The organism is Pseudomonas fluorescens (genome assembly GCF_002837185.1).
GTDB classification, from domain to species: domain Bacteria; phylum Pseudomonadota; class Gammaproteobacteria; order Pseudomonadales; family Pseudomonadaceae; genus Aquipseudomonas; species Aquipseudomonas fluorescens_AM.
This window is the reverse complement of record NZ_KZ477989.1, coordinates 110,831-128,394: the sequence shown is the minus strand read 5'-3', so window position 1 is coordinate 128,394 and position 17,564 is coordinate 110,831. Positions and strand designations below refer to the sequence as shown.

The following is a 17,564-nucleotide window of genomic DNA, read 5'->3' as shown; positions in this document are numbered from 1 at the left end:
GGTGAACACGATTCAAACGTGGGAGTGGGGTTGCCGGCGATTACGGTCAATCAGTCGACGCCTGGGTTGACTGGCATACCGCAATCGCGGGCGAGCCCATTCCCGCATAAAAGCCGATGCGTCGACCGACATAGACGCCGCCCCCGTTGCCTTTCTAAACTGCGGCTTGTCTTGGGGGAGGGGCAGGCGCCGATGAATCGCAATGAATTACGCAAGGCCGATATCAACCTGATGGTGGTCTTCGAAGCGCTGATGCTCGAGCGCAACGTGACGCGGGTGGCGGAGAAGCTGTTTCTCGGCCAGCCGACCATCAGTTCGGCCCTCAATCGTTTGCGCACCTTGTTCAATGACCCGTTGTTCATTCGCGTCGGCCACCGCATGGAGCCCACCGCACGCGCGGAGGAAATTATCCGGCACTTGTCGCCGGCCCTGGATTCACTGTCGTCGGCCTTGAGCCTGACCCATGATTTCGACCCCTCCATCAGCACCATGACCTTTCGTATCGGCCTGTCCGATGACGTTGAGTTCGGCCTGCTGCCGCCATTGCTGCGGGCGCTGCGCCAGGAAGCGCCGCAGGTGGTGTTCGTGGTGCAGCATGTGGATTACTGGCGCATTCCCGACCTGCTCGCCTCTGGAGATATCACCGTCGGTATCACCCAGACCCGCGGCCTGCCGGCGAATGCCAAGCGCAAGCTGCTGCGGCATATCCGGCCTTGCCTGTTGCGCGCTGATGCGTCCGACACACCGCTGACCCTCGACGAATATTGCGCACGGCCCCATGTGCTGGTGTCCCACACCGCCAACGTGGCCGGGTTTGCCGATGAGTGGCTGGCCGAAATGGGGCGCAAGCGGCACGTGGTGCTGTCGGTGCCGCAATACAGCTCGCTGCCGGCATTGCTCGCCGGCACTGACATGATCGCCAGCCTGCCGGACTACACGGCCCAGGCCATGGCTGCCGGCGGGAACCTGTTTTGCGAGGCGTTTCCGTTTGAAACGCCGACCCTGGACTTGTCGATGGTCTGGCTCAGCCACGTCGACACCGACCCGGCGGAACGCTGGATGCGCTCACGGTTGGAGGCGTTCATGAGTGATCGAGCGCTTGCGCTCCCGGGGTAAAGCGCGTGGTGTATATTCAGCCGTCTTCCTATAAAAAAGCTCGGAGAAACCCATGCCGCATCTGCACCTTGAATACACCGCCAACCTGGCGCAACTGGACACCGACAAGGCTCTGTTGCGCCTCAACCATGCGCTGGTGGCTTCCGGTCAGTTTGGCGCCGAGTTCGACATCAAGAGCCGGGCGGTGAAAATCGAGAGTTTTCGCGTAGGCACCGGCTTGAATGAGCGGGGGTTTGTCGCGGTACGTCTGGCATTGCTCAGCGGGCGCTCGCCGCAGGTCAAGCAGCAACTGTCGCAAAGCCTGCTGGCGGTGCTGCAGGATCTGGGCCCGTGGCCAGAGGGCGTGCAGGTGCAACTGAGCGTTGAATTGCGTGATATGGACCGCGATGCGTATAGCAAACAAGCAGTGGGGAGTGACACGCTGCAAGCGCCAAGTTAAAAGCGACCGTGGCGCCTCTTGCCGTTTTTTAACTTGCCGCTTTTAACTTGCCGCTTGCCGCTTCATCCTCACACACCTTGACGACCTGCTCGCGAAGCCAGGTATTGGCGCTGTCCTGTTCGCTGGTCTGGTTCCATTGCATGTCCAGGGTGAAGCCCGGTAAACCCTGCGGGGCTTCGCAACACCCGTACGCCGAGGTCGACGCCAGCAGCTTCTGCACGCGGCGGGGCAACGTTACGATGAAATCTGTGCCGCTGATCATCTTCAACGCCGCGCTGTAGCTGTTGGCCCGCGCGATCACCTGGCGTTTGTGCGCCTGGCGCGCCAGCCAGCCGTCGATCATGTTGGTGGCGGAGGTCCACGGCGTGGGAAACACGTGGCGCCGCTCGACGAAGGCTTGCAGGCTGAGTGCCGTTTCCCGCGGCGCCGAGCGTTTGTCGAAGACACACACCAGGTCGTCTTCGAGCAGCATCTGGCTCTTGAAGTCTTTATGGGCGCGGTGAAAGTTCGGGCCGAAGCAGATCACCAGGTCCAGGCGGCCTTCGCGCAAGTCATCGGCGGGAATGTCGGCTTCCAGCTTTTGCACATTGACGATCACCGGCAGGTCGGCGCGGTCGAAGGTTTTCAGCAGACGCGGCAGGATCAGGTGTTCGAAGTATTCCGGGGCGCACACATTGAACGTCACGGCCTCGCGGGTCGGGTCGAAGGCCTGGCCACCGGCGTGGCACAGGTTGATGCTTTCGAGGATTTTCTGTACGTGGCCGTACATCGTGGTGGCCTTGTACGTCGGACGCATGCCCGCTCGCGTGTTGATAAACAACTCGTCTTCGAAACTGGTGCGCAGTTTCTTCAGGCTGTAGCTGACGGTGGACTGACTGACGAACAGCGTTTCGGACACATCGGTAACGCTGCTCTGGTCGTAGACAGCGATAAACACCATCAAGTCCTGCATATCGAGCTTTCTGAGCAAGTTACTGTTTAGCATCGGTTTCGTCCGTAAACCCTTTGTACCGAACTCAGTACAAGACTGAGCAAAATGTTAACGGAACGCTCGTACCAATAGAAAGCTCTGTAGGACTCTTCTATGTTTTGGGTGAGACAAATAGTGTTTACAACACGACCTCAGCGGATATGTCCTGCGTAATGCACCGGATTGAAGCGCGTAACCATCACCAGCATTACCGCCACTACCGCCGCCAATGACCACCAGGCCCCTTCGAAGCTGCCCAACTGGTCGCGGATCATTCCGGCGATCAGCGGCGACAGGCCCGCGATCAGGTAGCCGATACCCTGCACGAATGCGGTCAGGCCACCGGCACGGCGCGGGTTATCGAGGTGGTCGAGGGACAGGATCAGGCTCATTGGAAACAGGCCGCCAATACCCAGGCCGAGCAGGCACGGCCACAGCAGGCTCAGGTGCCGGGGGCTGAGGATCAGGCCGGCGAAGCCGATCATGATCAGCACCAGCAATACCGCAACCACGCCGCGCTTGTCCCGGCGGCGATTGGCGATGGCGGGCGTTACCAGGCCGGAGACTACTTCCATGGCGGTGAGCAAACCCAACAGCAAGCCGGCATGCTGTTCAGTCCAGCCCTGCTCGACATAATACGGCGCCAGCCACGCCAGCACGCAGGTGTAGCAGGCCGTGCCGAAGCCGAAAAACAGGGCGAGCAACCAGGCCCGGCGATTGCCGAAAAAGGACGCCTGCGGGCCGCTGTCGACCCGAGGCAAAGCGGGTAACGTCGAGCGCTGGGCGTACCCGAACACCAGCGCCGGCAGCGCCAGCCCCGCCCACATCGCCAGGCCGATGCGCCAACTGCCGGTGTGCACTTGCACAAACGGTGCAAACGACGCGGCCAGTGCGGCGCCGCCCATGATCGCGGTGACATACAGGCCCATGAACAATGAAACGTTATCGCCCGGGCGCGACTTGATCAGCGCCGGCATCAGCGCCTGGATCAGCGCAATCCCGACGCCTGCCGCCATGGCGCTGACAATCAGCTCGAACGCCGAATCCAGCCACAACCGCGACAGTGTCGCCGCGCCAATCACCAGCAGCGACACCACGACACTGCGGTATTCGCCAAAGCGCTGGGCCAGGCCCATGCCGAAGAACATCGCCAGGCCCATGCTCATGACGGGCAACATGGTCAGCAACGCCGCGCTGCTGAAATTGAGCGGCACATCAGCGCGGATCGACGACAACAAGGGGCCTACGGCCGCCATCGACGGGCGCAGGTTAAGGGCGACCAGCACTACACTGATCATCAGCCACACGGCGGTGGTGGGTTTTGCCTGAATGTTTTGCATGGGCCTGCCTTGGGTGAACAAGGGCGAATCAGGCCACGGGTGGGGGAGGCTGGGCAAATGAGAAAGTCATTGGCCCTATTGAAAAATTGCAGGCGCCGGATACGCCACCGTTCAAATGTGGGAGGGAGCAAGCCCTGATGCCAGTCTGTAGGAGCGAGCTTGCTCGCGAAAAACATCAACGATAACGCGTACTTTCTGAGTGAACGCGGTGCCTGTGAGTTTTTCGCGAGCAAGCTCGCTCCTACAGACGGCGGTGTACGCTCCCACAGTACAGATCCGGTGTATCAGTAGCCCACGGTGAAACGCTGACGCGAGTGCTTCGGCGTTTCCACTTCATCGATCATGGCAATGGCGAAGTCGGCAAAACTGATCGAGCTTTGACCGTCGTCGCTCACCAGCAGATCATCCTGGCCCAGGCGGAATTGACCGGTGCGCTCGGTGCCATCGAACAGGGCCGACGGCGACAGGAAGGTCCAATCCAGTGCCTGCTCTTGACGCAGCGCGTCGAGAAACGCTGCCCCTGCGCTGGCTTCAGCTTTGTATTCTGCCGGGAAGCCCGGGCTGTCGATCACCCGGCTGCCGTCCGGCAACAGCAACGAACCGGCGCCACCCACCACCAGCAGGCGTTTCACTCCGGCTTTTTTCACCGGGCCGAGCACGGCGCTGGCGGGCAAGGTGGCAAAGTGTGCGGCACTGATCACCACGTCGCTGCCGCTCACGGCCTGTTGCAGGGCATCGGCCTCCAGCGCATCCACTTGTTTGACCGTGACGCCTGGGCGTGCGGCCAGTTTGTCGGTATTGCGCGCGATAGCAGTGACGGTATGCCCACGGCGCAGTGCTTCTTCCAGCAGTTGGCTACCGGCACGGCCGGTGGCACCAATGATTGCGATTTTGCTCATGACGTTCTCCAGTAAAGGTCAGGGTTTAAAACCAGTCACCACTTCATTTCGCCCTTGGCGACTTTGGCGCTCAGTTCCAGCGAGCTTTCCTCGGCGAGGCTCGGGTAACGCTTTTTCATGGCCGCAATCAGGGCGGCGGAATCCTTGGCCCGGGCGGTCTCGATGTCGAAGGCCTTGATGTAGTCGGCGGTGAACGTGACCGAAGCGGGTGATGGGGTGCCCAGGTAGTGGCCCGGGATCACGGTGGTCGGCTTCAAGTCTTCAATACGTTGCAGGGTGGCCAGCCAATCCTTGTGGGACTGTGCCGTCTGGGTATCGGCCATCCATACGTGGATGTTTTGCGCGACCACCACACCACCGACCACTGCCTTGATCGACGGAATCCACACAAAGCTGCGATCCGGCTGCGGGCCGTCCAGGCCGATGACTTCCAGCTGCTGCCCTTCCAGCGTCAGGCTGTGGCCCTTGAGCACTTGCGGCACGAGGGTCCTGGCCGGTTTGTCGGCACCCATTTTCGGGCCCCAGAACGCCAGCTTGCCGGCGACGGTGGCGTTGATATGGTCGACCACCGCTTGTGGCGCCAGCACGTTCGCGTCAGGAAAGGCGGCGGCCAGGGTGTCGAGGCCGAAGTAGTAGTCCGGGTCGCCGTGGCTGATATAGATGGTGGTCAGGTGCTTGCCGCTGGCACGGATTTTCTGCACCAGTTGCTCGGCCTGGCCCTTGCCGAATTGCGCGTCCACCAGGATCGCGTCCTTGGCGCCGCTGACCAGCACCGAGCTGACCGGGAAGATCGCGGCTTCGCCCGGGTTGTACACGTCAAGTTTCAAGTCTGCCGCCACCGCATGAGCAGTGAAGGCCAGGGCGGCAGTCGCCAGGGTCAAGCGTTTGAACGTCGCGAACATCGGGGCAGCTCCTGCCATCGGTAAGGGGTGCACAGAGCTTAGTTGCATAAAACACCACAAAAAATGCGATGCTGGGACATAGTTTGTTTCTGAAATCGGGCAAATCATGGATCGTCTCCAAGCAATGCGCGTGTTTGTCACCGTGGTGGATCTGGGCAGCCAATCCGCCGCCGCCGATCATCTGGACCTGTCGCGCCCAGTGGTCTCGCGTTACCTGGCCGAGCTGGAGGATTGGGTCGGTGCACGCCTGCTGCACCGCACCACGCGCAAGCTCAGCCTCACCGCCGCCGGCAGCGAAACCCTGCCACGTTGCCGGCAATTGCTGGAGCTTTGCGGCGATATGCAGGCCGCCGTCAGCGAGCCCGATGAGACCCCTCGTGGCCTGCTGCGCCTGAGTGTCAGCACCTCGTTCGGCCAGGCGCAGTTAGGCGCCGCCATTGCCGAGTACGTCAAACGCCATCCGTTGGTGACAGTCGACCTGCAAATGCTCGACCGCACCGTGAATTTGGTGGACGAGCGTATCGACCTGGCGATCCGCACCAGCAATGACCTGGACCCGAACCTGATCGCCCGACGCCTGACGGTGTGCCGCTCGGTGGTGTGCGCCACGCCTGCCTATCTGCGCGAGCATCCGGCACCGCAGAAAGTCGAAGACCTGGCCCGGCACAACTGCCTGACCCATTCCTATTTTGGCAAGAGCCTGTGGCATTTCGAAGAGAGGGGTGAACATGTGTCAGTGGCGGTGCACGGCAATATCACCGCCAATGAGGCCGGTACTTTATTGCGCATAACCCTGGCCGACGCAGGAGTCGCTATGTTGCCCAGCTATGAAGCCAGTGAGCTGATTCGCAGCGGCACACTGGTGCGCTTGCTGCCGGATGCGCAGCCGCGGCAGATGAATATCTACGCGGTATACGCCTCACGCAAACACATGCCCTCGGCGTTGCGCAGCCTGCTGGATTTCCTGGTGCAGCGGTTTCCCGAGGAGCCTGACTGGGACATCGGGCTCTGAGGCGATATAAGCGCGCTGAATGGCCTGCAATCATGGCAACTTGCCCTATCTGACCTATGCTTGAAACAGGAGCCGGTAGATCCGTTCAGAGGTCCGTGCCATGAGTATCAAAACCAGAAAATACCTGACGATTTTCAGCCTGTGCGCCTTGGCCACCGCGCTGTACGGTACAGCCGCTTATCGCGTTGAGCAGACGCGTATGCAGCCGGCGGCGTTCGCCATCAGTTGCCATCAAAATCAATGCGTCCCGCACACCGGCAGTTTCAGCGCCCTGCGTTGATTCTCAAAGCACTGCAGATCCAATGTGGGAGGGGGCAAGCCCTAATACTGTAGGAGCGAGCAAGCTCGCTCCTACAGTATTAGGGCTTGCCCCCTCGCACATTCAGCTCTGCTTCAACTGCTCGCGAAAAGCCTTGGGCGAAAACCCCACCCGGCGGCGAAACAGCCGCGAGAAGTTGGTGGGGTCGGAAAACCCCAGCACCTCGGACATTTCATTGATCGTCATGCTGGTGTAGGTCAACAAACGCTTGGCTTCCAGCAACTGGCGGTCATGCATGATCTGCAATGCCGGCTGCCCGCCCAACTCCCGACATGTGCCATTGAGATGGGAGACCGAGATGCCCAGTTTGTGGGCCAGGTCTTCAATCTTCGGGTGCTCGCGGTAATGCTGTTCGACCAGTTGGGTAAAACGTCGGAAATACTCACGGTTGCGTGGCGTTCTGGGGTGGCGGCGCTGGATCGCCTGGCGGCTGACCCATACCAGCAGCACGCTGACCAGGGCGTGCATCATCATGTCCCGTGCCGGTTGTTCGTCGGCGTACTCGTCCTGCAAACGCACGAACAGGTTATTGAGGTAGTCGCTGTCCTTGCCTGCGGGGTAGTTGCCGAGGGTGTGCAGGCCATCGATTGTGCTGCCCAGTTGCGCTTGTAAGTGGCTGACCAGGGGCGCCGACAGGGTCACCACGTACCCTTCGATCTCTTCGGAAAAACGAAATCCGTGCACACACAGCGGCGGCAGTACTTGCAGGCTCGCCTCGTTGAGCGTGGTGCGCTGGCCTTCGATTTCCAGGTGTGCCTGGCCTTTATGCACGTAAAGCAACTGGCACAAGTCCGCGTGCCGGTGGGGCTGGATTTCCCACTGGTATTCCCGACTGCGCCGGGAAATGGTTTCGCAGTGCAACAAATCGGGAGTCGGCCACTGTTGGCTTTCCCCGTAAAGCTTGAAGACCGGAATCGCGGTGTTGGTCATGTTTTCAATCCGATACTCAGGATAGTGGTGCGGTAATCGCCCCGATTGGCAAAAAGCGCAGGCTTTAAAGCAGTTTTCACCTTCTTATGCTGCTCGCTCAGGTGAAAAATGTCAGCCACACGTCCAATGACAACTCTTTCACTCGTTCGGTTCGGGTGAAGCCAGCAGGCCATAAAAATAATGAAAACGCTGAAAACCCAAGTCGCCATTATTGGCGCCGGTCCCTCCGGATTGCTGCTCGGCCAATTGCTGCACAACGCTGGCATTCAGACCCTCGTCCTGGAGCGCCAGACCGCCGACCACGTGCAGGGCCGCATCCGCGCCGGGGTGCTGGAGCCAGGCATGGTCGACCTGCTGCGCGAGGCCGGCGTCAGCCGACGCATGGACACCGAGGGCCTGGTGCATGACGGTTTCGCCCTGGCGCGCGATGGCCGACTCACCCACATCGACCTCAAGACCCTGACCGGTGGCCAGTCAGTGATGATCTACGGCCAGACCGAAGTCACCCGCGACCTGATGGCGGCCCGTGCGGCTGTCGGCGCCACGACGTTCTACGAAGCCTCAAACGTACAGCCCCATGACCTCAAAAGTGATCAGCCCTGGCTGACCTTCGAGCATCAGGGCCAGGCCTTTCGCCTGGAGTGCGATTACGTCGCGGGCTGTGACGGCTTTCACGGGGTGGCCCGTCAATCGATTCCGTCCGAGGCGCTGCAAGTGTTCGAGCGCGTCTACCCCTTCGGTTGGCTGGGCATGCTTGCCGATACGCCGCCGGTGCACCCGGAGCTGGTGTACGCCACGCACCCGCGTGGCTTTGCGCTGTGCAGCATGCGTTCGCTGACCCGCAGCCGTTACTACTTGCAGGTTCCCGCACAGGAGCCATTGGCCGACTGGTCGGACGAGCGCTTCTGGGCTGAGCTCAAAACCCGTCTGCCGGTCGACCTGGCTGAACACCTGGTCACCGGCCCGTCGATTGAAAAAAGCATCGCACCGCTGCGCAGTTTCGTGGTGGAGCCGATGCAGTACGGGCGCCTGTTCCTGCTCGGCGATGCCGCGCATATCGTGCCGCCTACCGGGGCCAAGGGCCTGAACCTGGCCGCCAGTGATGTGAGTACGTTGTTTCGGATCCTGCTCAAGGTGTATGGCGAGGGGCGCGTGGAATTGCTCGAGCGCTACTCTGCCATCTGCCTGCGGCGGGTGTGGAAGGCCGAACGGTTTTCCTGGTGGATGACGTCGATGCTGCATCAGTTTCCCCAGGCGGATGGCTTCACCCAGCGCATTGCCGAGAGCGAACTGGACTACTTCATGGGTTCCGAGGCCGGGCGCACAACCATTGCGGAAAATTACGTCGGGCTTCCTTATGAGGCTATTGAATAGCCTGCTATCGTATTCAGCATTTCCGCAGGCTGCCGTTGCCTGCGGGCCTTGCTCGAAGGTTGTGCCGTGACCCCTCTCAATCAGTCCGCTCCCACTGTTCCCGCCGTGCGCAGCATTCTTGCCGCGCTGATGCTGGCGATCTTTCTTGGCGCCCTGGACCAGACCATTGTCGCCGTGTCGATGCCGGCCATTTCCGCGCAGTTCCATGACGTCAACCTGCTGGCCTGGGTGATCTCCGGCTACATGGTGGCGATGACAGTGGCGGTGCCGATCTACGGCAAGCTCGGTGACCTGTATGGGCGGCGGCCGATGATGCTGATCGGTATGGGCGTGTTCACCGTCGCCTCGCTGTTCTGCGGCATGGCGCACAGCATGGAGCAACTGGTGCTGGCGCGGATTATCCAGGGCATCGGTGCCGGCGGCATGATTTCGGTGAGCCAGGCGATCATCGGCGACATCATCGCGCCCCGTGAGCGTGGGCGTTACCAGGGCTACTTCAGCAGCATGTACGCGGTGGCCAGCGTCGCCGGGCCGGTGTTGGGCGGCTACATGACCGAGTACCTGTCCTGGCGCTGGGTATTTTTGATCAACCTGCCGTTGGGCGCTGTCGCCTGGTATGTGGCCCATCGCACCCTGGTGGGGTTGCCGGTGCCGCAGCGCAAGCCGATCATCGATTACCTGGGCACCTTGCTGATGATCATCGGCCTGACCGCCTTGTTGCTCGGCATCACACAAATCGGCCAGGGCCGTGCGTGGCGTGACGATCAAGTGCTCGGGCTGCTGCTCTGTGCGCTGTTGGCGTTGAGCGTGTTCGTCTGGCATGAGCGCCGTGCGCGCGAGCCGTTGCTGCCCATGCACTTGTTCGTCAACCGCAGCGCGGTGTTGTGCTGGTGCACGATATTCATCACCAGCTTCCAGGCGATTTCCCTGACCGTGCTCATGCCCCTGCGTTACCAGACCGTGACCGGTGCCGGTGCCGACAGCGCGGCCCTGCACCTGCTGCCCCTGGCGATGGGCTTGCCGATGGGCGCTTATTTCGCCGGACGCATGACCTCAGTGACCGGCCGATATAAACCGATGATCCTCAGTGGCGCCGTGTTGAGTCCCCTGGCGATTCTCGGCATGGCCTTCAGCGCGCCCCAGGCCGTCGGGCTCACCTCGCTGTTCATGCTGTTGTGCGGCATCGCTGCAGGCATGCAGTTCCCGACCTCGTTGGTGGGTACGCAGAACTCGGTGGAGCAGCGCGATATTGGTGTGGCGACCAGCACCACCAACCTGTTCCGTTCCCTGGGCGGGGCGGTGGGGGTGGCCTGCATGTCGGCCTTGCTGTTGGCATTGTTGCGCGATGCCAGTTTTGCCCACTTGGCCAGTGGTGCGCTGCTGACCGAGGGTAGCACCGGTAATGTGCTGCTCGATGGGCTCAACGCTGCGCCGGGGGCGGCGCGGGATGCGTTGCGGGGGGAGTTGGCGATGACGTTTCGGCATTTGCTGATGGTGAGTGCGGGGGTGTCGGTGTTGGGGTTGGCGGCGGCTATTGCGATGCCTGATCGGGTGTTGCGGGGGCGTTAGCACGCCGGCCTTAGAGCCGACCGGTATCTTTTGCCGATCCTGGTCCAAATGTGGGAGGGGGCTTGCCCCCGATGGCGGTGTGTCAGTTACGGATGCACTCACTGACCCTCCCTCATCGGGGCATAGGTATCTACACAACTCTGTAGCGCTCAACCGTAACCACGATGCGAAGCGAGTCGCTCTTGATCTTGATCTGCTTTTGATCTTGATCTCAGGCGCCCCGTTAAACCACGGATTCAAACCTGCGTTCGGGCACACCGAGCCTAAGCGAGGTGCCGAGTGGTGGGGCAAGAGCGTTTTGCTTACTTTTACGCTTTTCAAAAGTGAGCCGCCGTCAGGGCGGAACCCTAAGTGGCCGTTACCGCAGAAACGGATATGTACTCAATCTGATCCAACATCCTGGTCGGCCCAGAGGCCGCCATCGGGGGCAAGTCGAATCGTCGCACCGCCCCTCCCACACAAAGCCAACAGCGTACATATCCGTTACCGCAGCAGGATATGTACCCGTCAGATGAATCAGGGACTGTAATACCCCACCGCCACCATCCAATGCCCGGCCTTGCGCACATAAGCATGCTTATTCTCGACCTTCCCGGTCACCGGGTTCTTCCAGCGGTATTTATATTCGCCCTGATCCTGCTCCCCCATCAACGCAAGGATCGGCTCCCCGACAGGCCGGCCATCCGGGTCCTTGACCTTGGCGAAATCGGTATTGATCAAGCGCAGATCGGTGCCGTGCGCCACATAGCGCCGCGTATCCAGGTCAACCACGAACACATACAGATCATCCTGCAGGAAACCACCCTGCAATGAGTTGATCGCCTTGAGCGTCCCCGCTTCGTCCTTCAGCAGCGCGTTCACCGCCTTGTTGCGCAGTGCCCGCGCCTGTTCCGGTGTGGCCCGTGGCAGGTAATAGCCGACCGCCAGGATGCGCTCGCCCACCCGCTGGTAAAACACATGCTTGTGTTCGACCTTGCCGTCATTCCAGTTCTGCCAACGATAATCGGCCTGCTGGATACCCTGGCCTTCGGGCGCGCTGATGGCGTGTTTGAACGAGGCTTGCAGATCGGGCCCGAGTACGGTGGACACGTCGCGACCGATCAAGGCCGAGGAGGGGCCGCCACTGGCCAGCAGTACGCCTTTGGTGTCGACCACGAAGACGTAGCGGTCCTGGTCGATGAATTCGCCCTGGCGGCTGAAAGCGGCCAACGCCTTGTCGCCATTGTTCTGGTAGTAAACCAGAGCCTTTTCCAGCAACGCCTTGGCCGCTTGAGCGTCTGCGTCACTGGCCATGTCGGCGTGCACCTGGCTGCCGCACAACAGCAGCAGCCAGGCGAGTCGTAGCAGTGTGTTCATCTACCCGTCCCTCGGTCTTGTTGGAATCACAAGAGCGTAGACGGTTCGGCGAGGGATCAGAAGGGTTTGGTTGGCAAGTATTTGCCGTCCAGGGTGATCACTGCGCGCGAACCTCCGTCCGGGTCTTCGACTTTCTTGATGTCCAGCTTGAAGTTGATCGCGCTGATGATGCCGTCGCCAAACTGCTCATGCACCAACGCCTTGAGGGTGGAGCCGTAGACCTGCAGCATTTCGTAGAACCGGTACATCGTCGGATCGGTCGGCACGCCGCCGGGGAAGCTGCCGCGCAGGGGCACGCTTTGCAGCAGGCGGCTGGCGTCCTCGTCCAGGCCGAGTTTGGCGCACACCACGTCGGCGGCGTCCTTGGGCAGCGGATGCTGGCCGAGCAGGGCGGCGGTGACGAAGGCCAGGCTCAGGCCGGTGCCGTCAGCGAGGTCCTGCCAGGACAGGTCCTTGCGCGCCTTGAGGTCGATGACGGTGTCGGCCAGGGCCAGGCGAGGGGTTTGGGAAAAGTTGGATTGCAACATGGTGAGGTCCTCTTGGGTTGAATAGGGTTCAGGCGGCGTGAGCGCGGGTGGTCGGGTGCTCGAGCAGGGAAACGAAGCGCGCGCTGCGCCCGTCCAGTGCGTCGATGCCACCGGTTTCGATGTCGTACACCCAGCCGTGCAGGTTCAGCCGACGTTGCTCCAGCGCCAGGGCGACGGATGGGTGAGTCTTGAGGTTAGCCAATTGAGCGACCACGTTTTCACGCACCAGGGCATCCAGGCGCGCCGCGTCCGAGGCATGCTGGCGGGCGGCGTTGATCACCTTGGCCGACTCGGCATGGCGCAACCAGTTGGCGACCGCAGGCAGGTGGTCCAGGCAGGTGCAGGTGGAGATGGCGGTCATCGCGCCGCAGTCGGAGTGGCCGCAGATCACGATGTCGCTCACGCCGAGTACCGCCACCGCATATTCGACCGTGGCCGATACGCCGCCCGGTTCCGGCCCGTAGGACGGCACGATATTGCCGGCATTGCGGATGACGAACAGGTCGCCTGGTTCCTGCTGGGTCAGCAGTTCCGGGACGACACGGCTGTCGGAACACGACACGAACAGCGTGCCGGGGTTTTGCGTGGTGGCCAGGTGTTTGAACAGGTCGCTGCGTTGGGCAAAGGCTTCGCGCTGGAATTTTCGAAAGCCGTCGATGAGGTGCTGCATAGGGGGTTCTCCTTGCGTTGCTGATGGGGCAAGGATGGAAGTTTTCGCCTATAGCGTCCAAGACCGGATTATTATTGTTTCTATAAGTACTGCCTATAGTTGGAGCGTCACTGATGCTGTTGCGCCATATCCGTTACCTGTTGGCCGTTGCCGAGCACAGCAATTTCACCCGAGCGGCCCAAGCGTTGCATGTGTCGCAACCCACCTTGTCGCAACAGATCAAGCAACTTGAAGACACCCTGGGAGCGCCGCTGCTCGATCGTTCCGGGCGCAGCGTCAGCCTGACGGATGCGGGCCAGGCTTATGTACGCTTTGCCCGGTTGGCGTTGCAGGACCTGGAGGCGGGCACCCGTGCGATGCATGACGTGCAGGACTTGAGCCGCGGGCATCTGCGCCTGGCGATGACCCCGACCTTTACCGCCTACCTGATCGGCCCGTTGCTGGCGCGGTTCCATGGGCTGTACCCAGGCATCACCCTGAGCGTCGAAGAGTTGACCCAGGACCGCATCGAAGCCGCGCTGGGCGAGGATTTGCTGGATATCGGCATCGGCTTTGCCGGCGAACACGGGCCGGATATCGAGTGTGAGGCGTTGTTTGCCGAGGCCCTGAGCGTGGTGGTGCGGGCGGATTCGCCCGAGGTGAATCGGTCGGCATGGTTCGAGCAGCCGCTGGTCCTGCTCGATCCGGGGTTTGCCACGCGCCGCTATATCGATGACTACTGCCGCCGGCAAGGCGTGAAACCGCGCATTGTCATGGAGGCCAACTCCATCGGCGCGATCATTGAAATCGTGCGTAACACTTCACTGGCGACCATCCTGCCCCGCGCACTGGCCCTGGCGCAGGCCGGGTTGCATGCCGTGGCCATCGAGCCGCCGTTGCCGCACCGCACCGTAGGGCTGCTCAGCCGCAGGGGCGCCTATCGCAGCGCCGCGTGCGCGGCCTTTGTCGAGCTGATCAAGGCGCCGCCAGCCACTGACTGACAATGCCGTCATACACGCCGGTCGCCACGCTCAGGTGCAACCACTGGTCGACGTAGCTTTTCCAGGCCACATCATCGCGCGGCAGCAGGAAGGCTTTCTGGCTGTACTGCATCTGCCGATCGGGGTTGACCGCGCACAGTCCCGGTTTTTGCTTTTGCTGGTAACGCGCTTCGCTGGCGTCGGTGATCATCACGTCGGCCTTGCCCGCCAGCAGTTCGTCAAAAATCGTCACGTTGTCGTGCAGGCGTATCTGCGCCTGCCCCAGCTGGGCGCGGGCAAACGCCTCATTGGTGCCGCCCGCCGGTTCGATCACGCGCACCTGGGGCTGGTTGATTTGCTCGACGCTCTGGTAGCGCTGCACGTCGGCGCAACGCACCAGCGGGATCTTGCCGTCGACACCGAGCGGCTGGCTGAAGAAGGCTTTTTTCTGGCGCTCCAGTGACACCGAAATACCGCCTACGGCGATGTCGCAACGTTGGGCCAGAAAGTCCGGCATCAGGGTTTTCCAGGTGGTGGGCACCCAGGTGATCGTCGCGTTGAGGCTCTTGGCCAGGGACTCGGCCATGGCGATATCAATGCCCTGGTAGCGGCCATCGGCACGCAACGAGGTGTAGGGCATGTAGTCGCCGGTGGTGCATACCGTCAGCGTGCCACGCGCGATGACCTCGTCCAGGCGTGACGGGCTGCTATCGGCCAGGGCAGTGGTTGCCACGCTCGCCAGTACACACAGGGCTAGAGGAGCTTTCATGCGGTCGAGTCCTTGGGGCAGGTCGGGCGGACATTATTTCCAGCACGGGGCAGGGTGGCAAGGTGTCGGATTACGGCGTTGCGGCTTTCGACCTTTTTTTCACGTTGCGGTGGTTAAGCTGCCGATCAAGGTCGTTTTACTTCCGTTTTGTCCACATGAGCCTGCGATGTCGTCACAACCTCCATCCTCCATCGAGACCGAATTCACCGAGCGCTATGACCGTGAGCATGCCAGGGTCTGTGGTGATACCTGTCCGCCCGGGCTGTTGCAGCGTCTGTCCGCGTGGCGCGATGCACGGTTGGTGCGCCATGCGTTGAAGGTCGCCGGGGAGCCCGGATTGATCCTCGACCTGGCCTGCGGCTCCGGGCGGTTCTGGCCGGTCCTGGCAGAGCACGTCAATCGGGTGATCCTGGCATCGGACCCTTCCCAGGACATGCTCGACCATGCCCGCACCCATCACTCGGCGGCCTTGCTCAAACGCGTCAAGACATTCCCGGGCTCAGCCTTTTCCATTGGCCTCTCGGCGAATGCGGTGGATTGCATCTTCTGCCTGGAGTTGTTTCGCCATGTGCCCGATACCGAGGTGCGCCTGGCCTTGCTACGGGAATTCCACCGCGTCAGCCGCGACACTGTGATTGTGTCCGTGGACGCGCGTATCCCGGTTGAGGAGGAGTTTCGCCAGGCCGGCTTCAAAGTCCTGAATCAGCGCGAGTTCCTGCCCGGCTCCAAACTCTGGTGTGTCTACGTCCTGCGTAAGAGGGGATAGCTTCAGAGGAGATAGCTTCCGCCTGTCGGATTATTCTTCATCGTCTGTCTGAGTTTTCATGGTTGCCTGTGCACTGCGGATGCTCGCAAGTCCCTTTCGCGATATATACTGCGCGCCATTCTTCAAGGGAGAGCCGTGTGGCCATCGATATTCACTGGATCTGCGACAACGATAGCCTCGGCCAGCATTGCGCCCAATGGCAGCAGTTGCCATTCGTCGCCCTCGACACCGAATTCATGCGGGTCGACACCTTCTACCCCATTGCCGGGCTCATCCAGATCGGTGATGGCGTGCGCGCGTACCTGATCGATCCCCTGACCATCGACAACTGGCAACCCTTGGCCGCCTTGCTGGAAAACCCGGGCGTGATCAAGGTGGTACATGCCTGCAGCGAAGACCTGGAAGTGCTGTTGCGCCTGACCGGCAGCCTGCCGGCGCCGTTGTTCGACACTCAACTGGCCGCGGCTTACCTGAACCTCGGGTTCTCCATGGGGTACTCGCGACTGGTGCAAGCGGTGCTCGACATCGACCTGCCCAAGGGCGAGACGCGTTCGGACTGGCTGCAGCGGCCATTGTCCGAAACCCAGGTGAGCTATGCCGCCGAAGACGCCGTGCACCTGGCTGAAGTCTACATCCGCCTGCGCCCGCAATTGACCGACGACAAATACGCCTGGGTACTGGAAGACGGCGCCGAGCTGGTGGCCAACCTGCGCCGCGAAGTCGACCCGTACGAGGTGTACCGCGACGCCAAGCTGGCGTGGAAACTGTCCCGCGCCCAGCTCGTCGTATTGCGTGAACTGTGCGCCTGGCGCGAGCAGCAAGCCCGCGCTCGTGACCTGCCGCGCAACCGCATCGTGCGTGAGCACTCGTTATGGCCCCTGGCCAAATCCCAGCCGGATAACCTCGCCGCCCTGGGCAAGATCGAAGACATGCACCCGCGCACCGTGCGTCAGGACGGCCAGTTCCTGCTCGACCTGATCAAGCGTGCGGGCAGCGTGCCCATGGACCAATGGCCGCCTGCCGTGCCTGAACCGCTGCCGGTCGATGCCGCTGCGCTGATCAAGCAACTGCGCGCCCTGGGCCAGACGTTCGCCGAGCGCCTGGACATGGCGCCGGAACTGATGCTGCGCAAGAAAACCCTCGAAGCCCTGGTTAAAAGTGGCTATCCCGATGGGCCTTACCAATTACCCGATTCGCTGCGTGGCTGGCGTCGCGAATTGATGGGCCAGGCGCTGCTCGACAGCCTGGCCAGTGCCGGAGAACAGCCTTGAAACGTATTTGCTCGATTTATCGCAGCTTGAAAAAAGACGGCATGTACCTCTATGTCCTCAAGAGCGACGCCCTGGAGCGGGTGCCGGAGCCGTTGATGCTCGCCTTCGGCAAGCCGCATCACGCCTTCGACATGGTGCTGACACCCGAGCGCAAACTGTCGCGCGAGGACATCGCCGTGGTGCTGGAAAACCTCGACAAGCAGGGCTATCACCTGCAAATGCCGCCCGCCGAGGACGAGTACATCGAGCACCTGCCTGAAGAGCTGCTGCGCCGCAACGACCCGATGTGACCGATCAGCGTCCGTATCAGGGCGCAGGCTTGAATGGAATTGTATTAGAGGACGGTGGCCGTAAGGATGCGGGCGGCCGTCTGCAC

The 17,564-nt window shown here is 61.6% G+C and carries 19 protein-coding genes; 10 read left to right on the top strand and 9 right to left on the bottom strand.

Features of this window, described 5'->3' with window-relative positions:
- Positions 1-192 precede the first annotated feature (192 nt).
- Positions 193-1,116, top strand: a complete 924-nt coding sequence (locus CIB54_RS06650; protein WP_065949229.1) for a LysR substrate-binding domain-containing protein — start codon at positions 193-195, stop codon at positions 1,114-1,116.
- A 52-nt stretch (positions 1,117-1,168) separates the two neighbouring features.
- On the top strand, positions 1,169-1,555 hold the full coding sequence (locus CIB54_RS06645) for a 5-carboxymethyl-2-hydroxymuconate Delta-isomerase (RefSeq protein WP_065949228.1): 387 nt from the start codon (positions 1,169-1,171) through the stop codon (positions 1,553-1,555).
- Positions 1,556-1,583: 28 nt separating this feature from the next.
- On the opposite strand, the gene CIB54_RS06640 is transcribed toward CIB54_RS06645, so the two are convergent.
- From CIB54_RS06640 to CIB54_RS06620, 4 genes are all read right to left on the bottom strand, one after another.
- Complete coding sequence (locus CIB54_RS06640) at positions 1,584-2,540, bottom strand: LysR family transcriptional regulator (protein ID WP_101219178.1); 957 nt, start codon at positions 2,538-2,540, stop codon at positions 1,584-1,586.
- A gap of 137 nt (positions 2,541-2,677) precedes the next feature.
- Entirely contained in the window at positions 2,678-3,865 is a 1,188-nt protein-coding gene (locus CIB54_RS06635) for a cyanate transporter (protein ID WP_101219176.1), read from the bottom strand.
- 284 nt (positions 3,866-4,149) lie between these two features.
- Positions 4,150-4,764: an NAD(P)-dependent oxidoreductase gene (locus CIB54_RS06625; protein WP_101219172.1), complete on the bottom strand. Its 615-nt coding sequence runs from the start codon at positions 4,762-4,764 to the stop codon at positions 4,150-4,152.
- 35 nt (positions 4,765-4,799) lie between these two features.
- The gene (locus CIB54_RS06620) at positions 4,800-5,666 is read right to left on the bottom strand and encodes an MBL fold metallo-hydrolase (RefSeq protein ID WP_101219170.1); all 867 of its coding nucleotides are present in this window, start codon (positions 5,664-5,666) and stop codon (positions 4,800-4,802) included.
- Positions 5,667-5,772: 106 nt separating this feature from the next.
- On the opposite strand from CIB54_RS06620, the gene CIB54_RS06615 reads away from it, so the two are divergent.
- Both CIB54_RS06615 and CIB54_RS06610 read left to right on the top strand, forming a co-directional pair.
- The gene (locus tag CIB54_RS06615; RefSeq protein ID WP_101219168.1) at positions 5,773-6,678 is read left to right on the top strand and encodes a LysR family transcriptional regulator; all 906 of its coding nucleotides are present in this window, start codon (positions 5,773-5,775) and stop codon (positions 6,676-6,678) included.
- Between the two features lie 100 nt (positions 6,679-6,778).
- Positions 6,779-6,958, top strand: coding sequence for a hypothetical protein (locus CIB54_RS06610; RefSeq protein ID WP_057723028.1), 180 nt, complete (start codon positions 6,779-6,781; stop codon positions 6,956-6,958).
- Between the two features lie 102 nt (positions 6,959-7,060).
- On the opposite strand, the gene CIB54_RS06605 is transcribed toward CIB54_RS06610, so the two are convergent.
- Positions 7,061-7,927: a helix-turn-helix domain-containing protein gene (locus CIB54_RS06605; protein ID WP_101219166.1), complete on the bottom strand. Its 867-nt coding sequence runs from the start codon at positions 7,925-7,927 to the stop codon at positions 7,061-7,063.
- 180 nt (positions 7,928-8,107) lie between these two features.
- Here CIB54_RS06605 and pobA point away from each other — a divergent pair, with 180 nt between their 5' ends.
- Both pobA and CIB54_RS06595 read left to right on the top strand, forming a co-directional pair.
- On the top strand, positions 8,108-9,301 hold the full coding sequence (pobA, locus tag CIB54_RS06600) for a 4-hydroxybenzoate 3-monooxygenase (protein ID WP_065949221.1): 1,194 nt from the start codon (positions 8,108-8,110) through the stop codon (positions 9,299-9,301).
- A gap of 66 nt (positions 9,302-9,367) precedes the next feature.
- Positions 9,368-10,870 (top strand): MDR family MFS transporter, encoded by a 1,503-nt coding sequence (locus tag CIB54_RS06595; protein WP_101219164.1) that lies wholly within the window; start codon positions 9,368-9,370, stop codon positions 10,868-10,870.
- Positions 10,871-11,386: 516 nt separating this feature from the next.
- Here the strand turns inward: CIB54_RS06595 and CIB54_RS06585 are convergent.
- The 3 genes from CIB54_RS06585 to CIB54_RS06575 are packed head-to-tail and all read right to left on the bottom strand — an operon-like array spanning position 11,387 to position 13,423.
- Complete coding sequence (locus CIB54_RS06585; protein WP_101219162.1) at positions 11,387-12,226, bottom strand: cache domain-containing protein; 840 nt, start codon at positions 12,224-12,226, stop codon at positions 11,387-11,389.
- Between the two features lie 56 nt (positions 12,227-12,282).
- Complete coding sequence (cynS, locus tag CIB54_RS06580) at positions 12,283-12,753, bottom strand: cyanase (RefSeq protein WP_065950533.1); 471 nt, start codon at positions 12,751-12,753, stop codon at positions 12,283-12,285.
- Positions 12,754-12,781: 28 nt separating this feature from the next.
- Positions 12,782-13,423, bottom strand: coding sequence for a carbonic anhydrase (locus tag CIB54_RS06575; protein ID WP_065950532.1), 642 nt, complete (start codon positions 13,421-13,423; stop codon positions 12,782-12,784).
- Between the two features lie 113 nt (positions 13,424-13,536).
- Here CIB54_RS06575 and cynR point away from each other — a divergent pair, with 113 nt between their 5' ends.
- Positions 13,537-14,403, top strand: a complete 867-nt coding sequence (cynR, locus tag CIB54_RS06570; RefSeq protein WP_101219160.1) for a transcriptional regulator CynR — start codon at positions 13,537-13,539, stop codon at positions 14,401-14,403.
- On the opposite strand, the gene CIB54_RS06565 is transcribed toward cynR, so the two are convergent.
- Positions 14,378-15,151, bottom strand: a complete 774-nt coding sequence (locus CIB54_RS06565) for a transporter substrate-binding domain-containing protein (protein WP_065950530.1) — start codon at positions 15,149-15,151, stop codon at positions 14,378-14,380. The two genes, cynR and CIB54_RS06565, sit on opposite strands and share 26 nt — an antisense overlap.
- A gap of 166 nt (positions 15,152-15,317) precedes the next feature.
- Here CIB54_RS06565 and CIB54_RS06560 point away from each other — a divergent pair, with 166 nt between their 5' ends.
- The 3 genes from CIB54_RS06560 to CIB54_RS06550 all read left to right on the top strand — a co-directional run bounded on the left by CIB54_RS06560 (position 15,318) and on the right by CIB54_RS06550 (position 17,478).
- Positions 15,318-15,917, top strand: a complete 600-nt coding sequence (locus CIB54_RS06560) for a class I SAM-dependent methyltransferase (RefSeq protein WP_065950529.1) — start codon at positions 15,318-15,320, stop codon at positions 15,915-15,917.
- A 137-nt stretch (positions 15,918-16,054) separates the two neighbouring features.
- Positions 16,055-17,188, top strand: a complete 1,134-nt coding sequence (rnd, locus tag CIB54_RS06555; protein ID WP_065950528.1) for a ribonuclease D — start codon at positions 16,055-16,057, stop codon at positions 17,186-17,188.
- Complete coding sequence (locus CIB54_RS06550; RefSeq protein ID WP_065950527.1) at positions 17,185-17,478, top strand: YcgL domain-containing protein; 294 nt, start codon at positions 17,185-17,187, stop codon at positions 17,476-17,478. The genes rnd and CIB54_RS06550 overlap by 4 nt, the downstream gene beginning before the upstream one ends.
- Positions 17,479-17,564: the final 86 nt, after the last annotated feature.

What these genes read in the sequence shown, in the direction of transcription:
- CIB54_RS06650 (WP_065949229.1), top strand. Translation starts at nt 193, where the DNA reads ATGAATCGCAATGAATTACGCAAGGCCGATATCAACCTGATGGTGGTC.
- CIB54_RS06645 (WP_065949228.1), top strand. Translation starts at nt 1,169, where the DNA reads ATGCCGCATCTGCACCTTGAATACACCGCCAACCTGGCGCAACTGGAC.
- CIB54_RS06640 (WP_101219178.1), bottom strand. Translation starts at nt 2,540, where the DNA reads ATGCTAAACAGTAACTTGCTCAGAAAGCTCGATATGCAGGACTTGATG.
- CIB54_RS06635 (WP_101219176.1), bottom strand. Translation starts at nt 3,865, where the DNA reads ATGCAAAACATTCAGGCAAAACCCACCACCGCCGTGTGGCTGATGATC.
- CIB54_RS06625 (WP_101219172.1), bottom strand. Translation starts at nt 4,764, where the DNA reads ATGAGCAAAATCGCAATCATTGGTGCCACCGGCCGTGCCGGTAGCCAA.
- CIB54_RS06620 (WP_101219170.1), bottom strand. Translation starts at nt 5,666, where the DNA reads ATGTTCGCGACGTTCAAACGCTTGACCCTGGCGACTGCCGCCCTGGCC.
- CIB54_RS06615 (WP_101219168.1), top strand. Translation starts at nt 5,773, where the DNA reads ATGGATCGTCTCCAAGCAATGCGCGTGTTTGTCACCGTGGTGGATCTG.
- CIB54_RS06610 (WP_057723028.1), top strand. Translation starts at nt 6,779, where the DNA reads ATGAGTATCAAAACCAGAAAATACCTGACGATTTTCAGCCTGTGCGCC.
- CIB54_RS06605 (WP_101219166.1), bottom strand. Translation starts at nt 7,927, where the DNA reads ATGACCAACACCGCGATTCCGGTCTTCAAGCTTTACGGGGAAAGCCAA.
- pobA (WP_065949221.1), top strand. Translation starts at nt 8,108, where the DNA reads ATGAAAACGCTGAAAACCCAAGTCGCCATTATTGGCGCCGGTCCCTCC.
- CIB54_RS06585 (WP_101219162.1), bottom strand. Translation starts at nt 12,226, where the DNA reads ATGAACACACTGCTACGACTCGCCTGGCTGCTGCTGTTGTGCGGCAGC.
- cynS (WP_065950533.1), bottom strand. Translation starts at nt 12,753, where the DNA reads ATGTTGCAATCCAACTTTTCCCAAACCCCTCGCCTGGCCCTGGCCGAC.
- CIB54_RS06575 (WP_065950532.1), bottom strand. Translation starts at nt 13,423, where the DNA reads ATGCAGCACCTCATCGACGGCTTTCGAAAATTCCAGCGCGAAGCCTTT.
- cynR (WP_101219160.1), top strand. Translation starts at nt 13,537, where the DNA reads ATGCTGTTGCGCCATATCCGTTACCTGTTGGCCGTTGCCGAGCACAGC.
- CIB54_RS06565 (WP_065950530.1), bottom strand. Translation starts at nt 15,151, where the DNA reads ATGAAAGCTCCTCTAGCCCTGTGTGTACTGGCGAGCGTGGCAACCACT.
- CIB54_RS06560 (WP_065950529.1), top strand. Translation starts at nt 15,318, where the DNA reads ATGTCGTCACAACCTCCATCCTCCATCGAGACCGAATTCACCGAGCGC.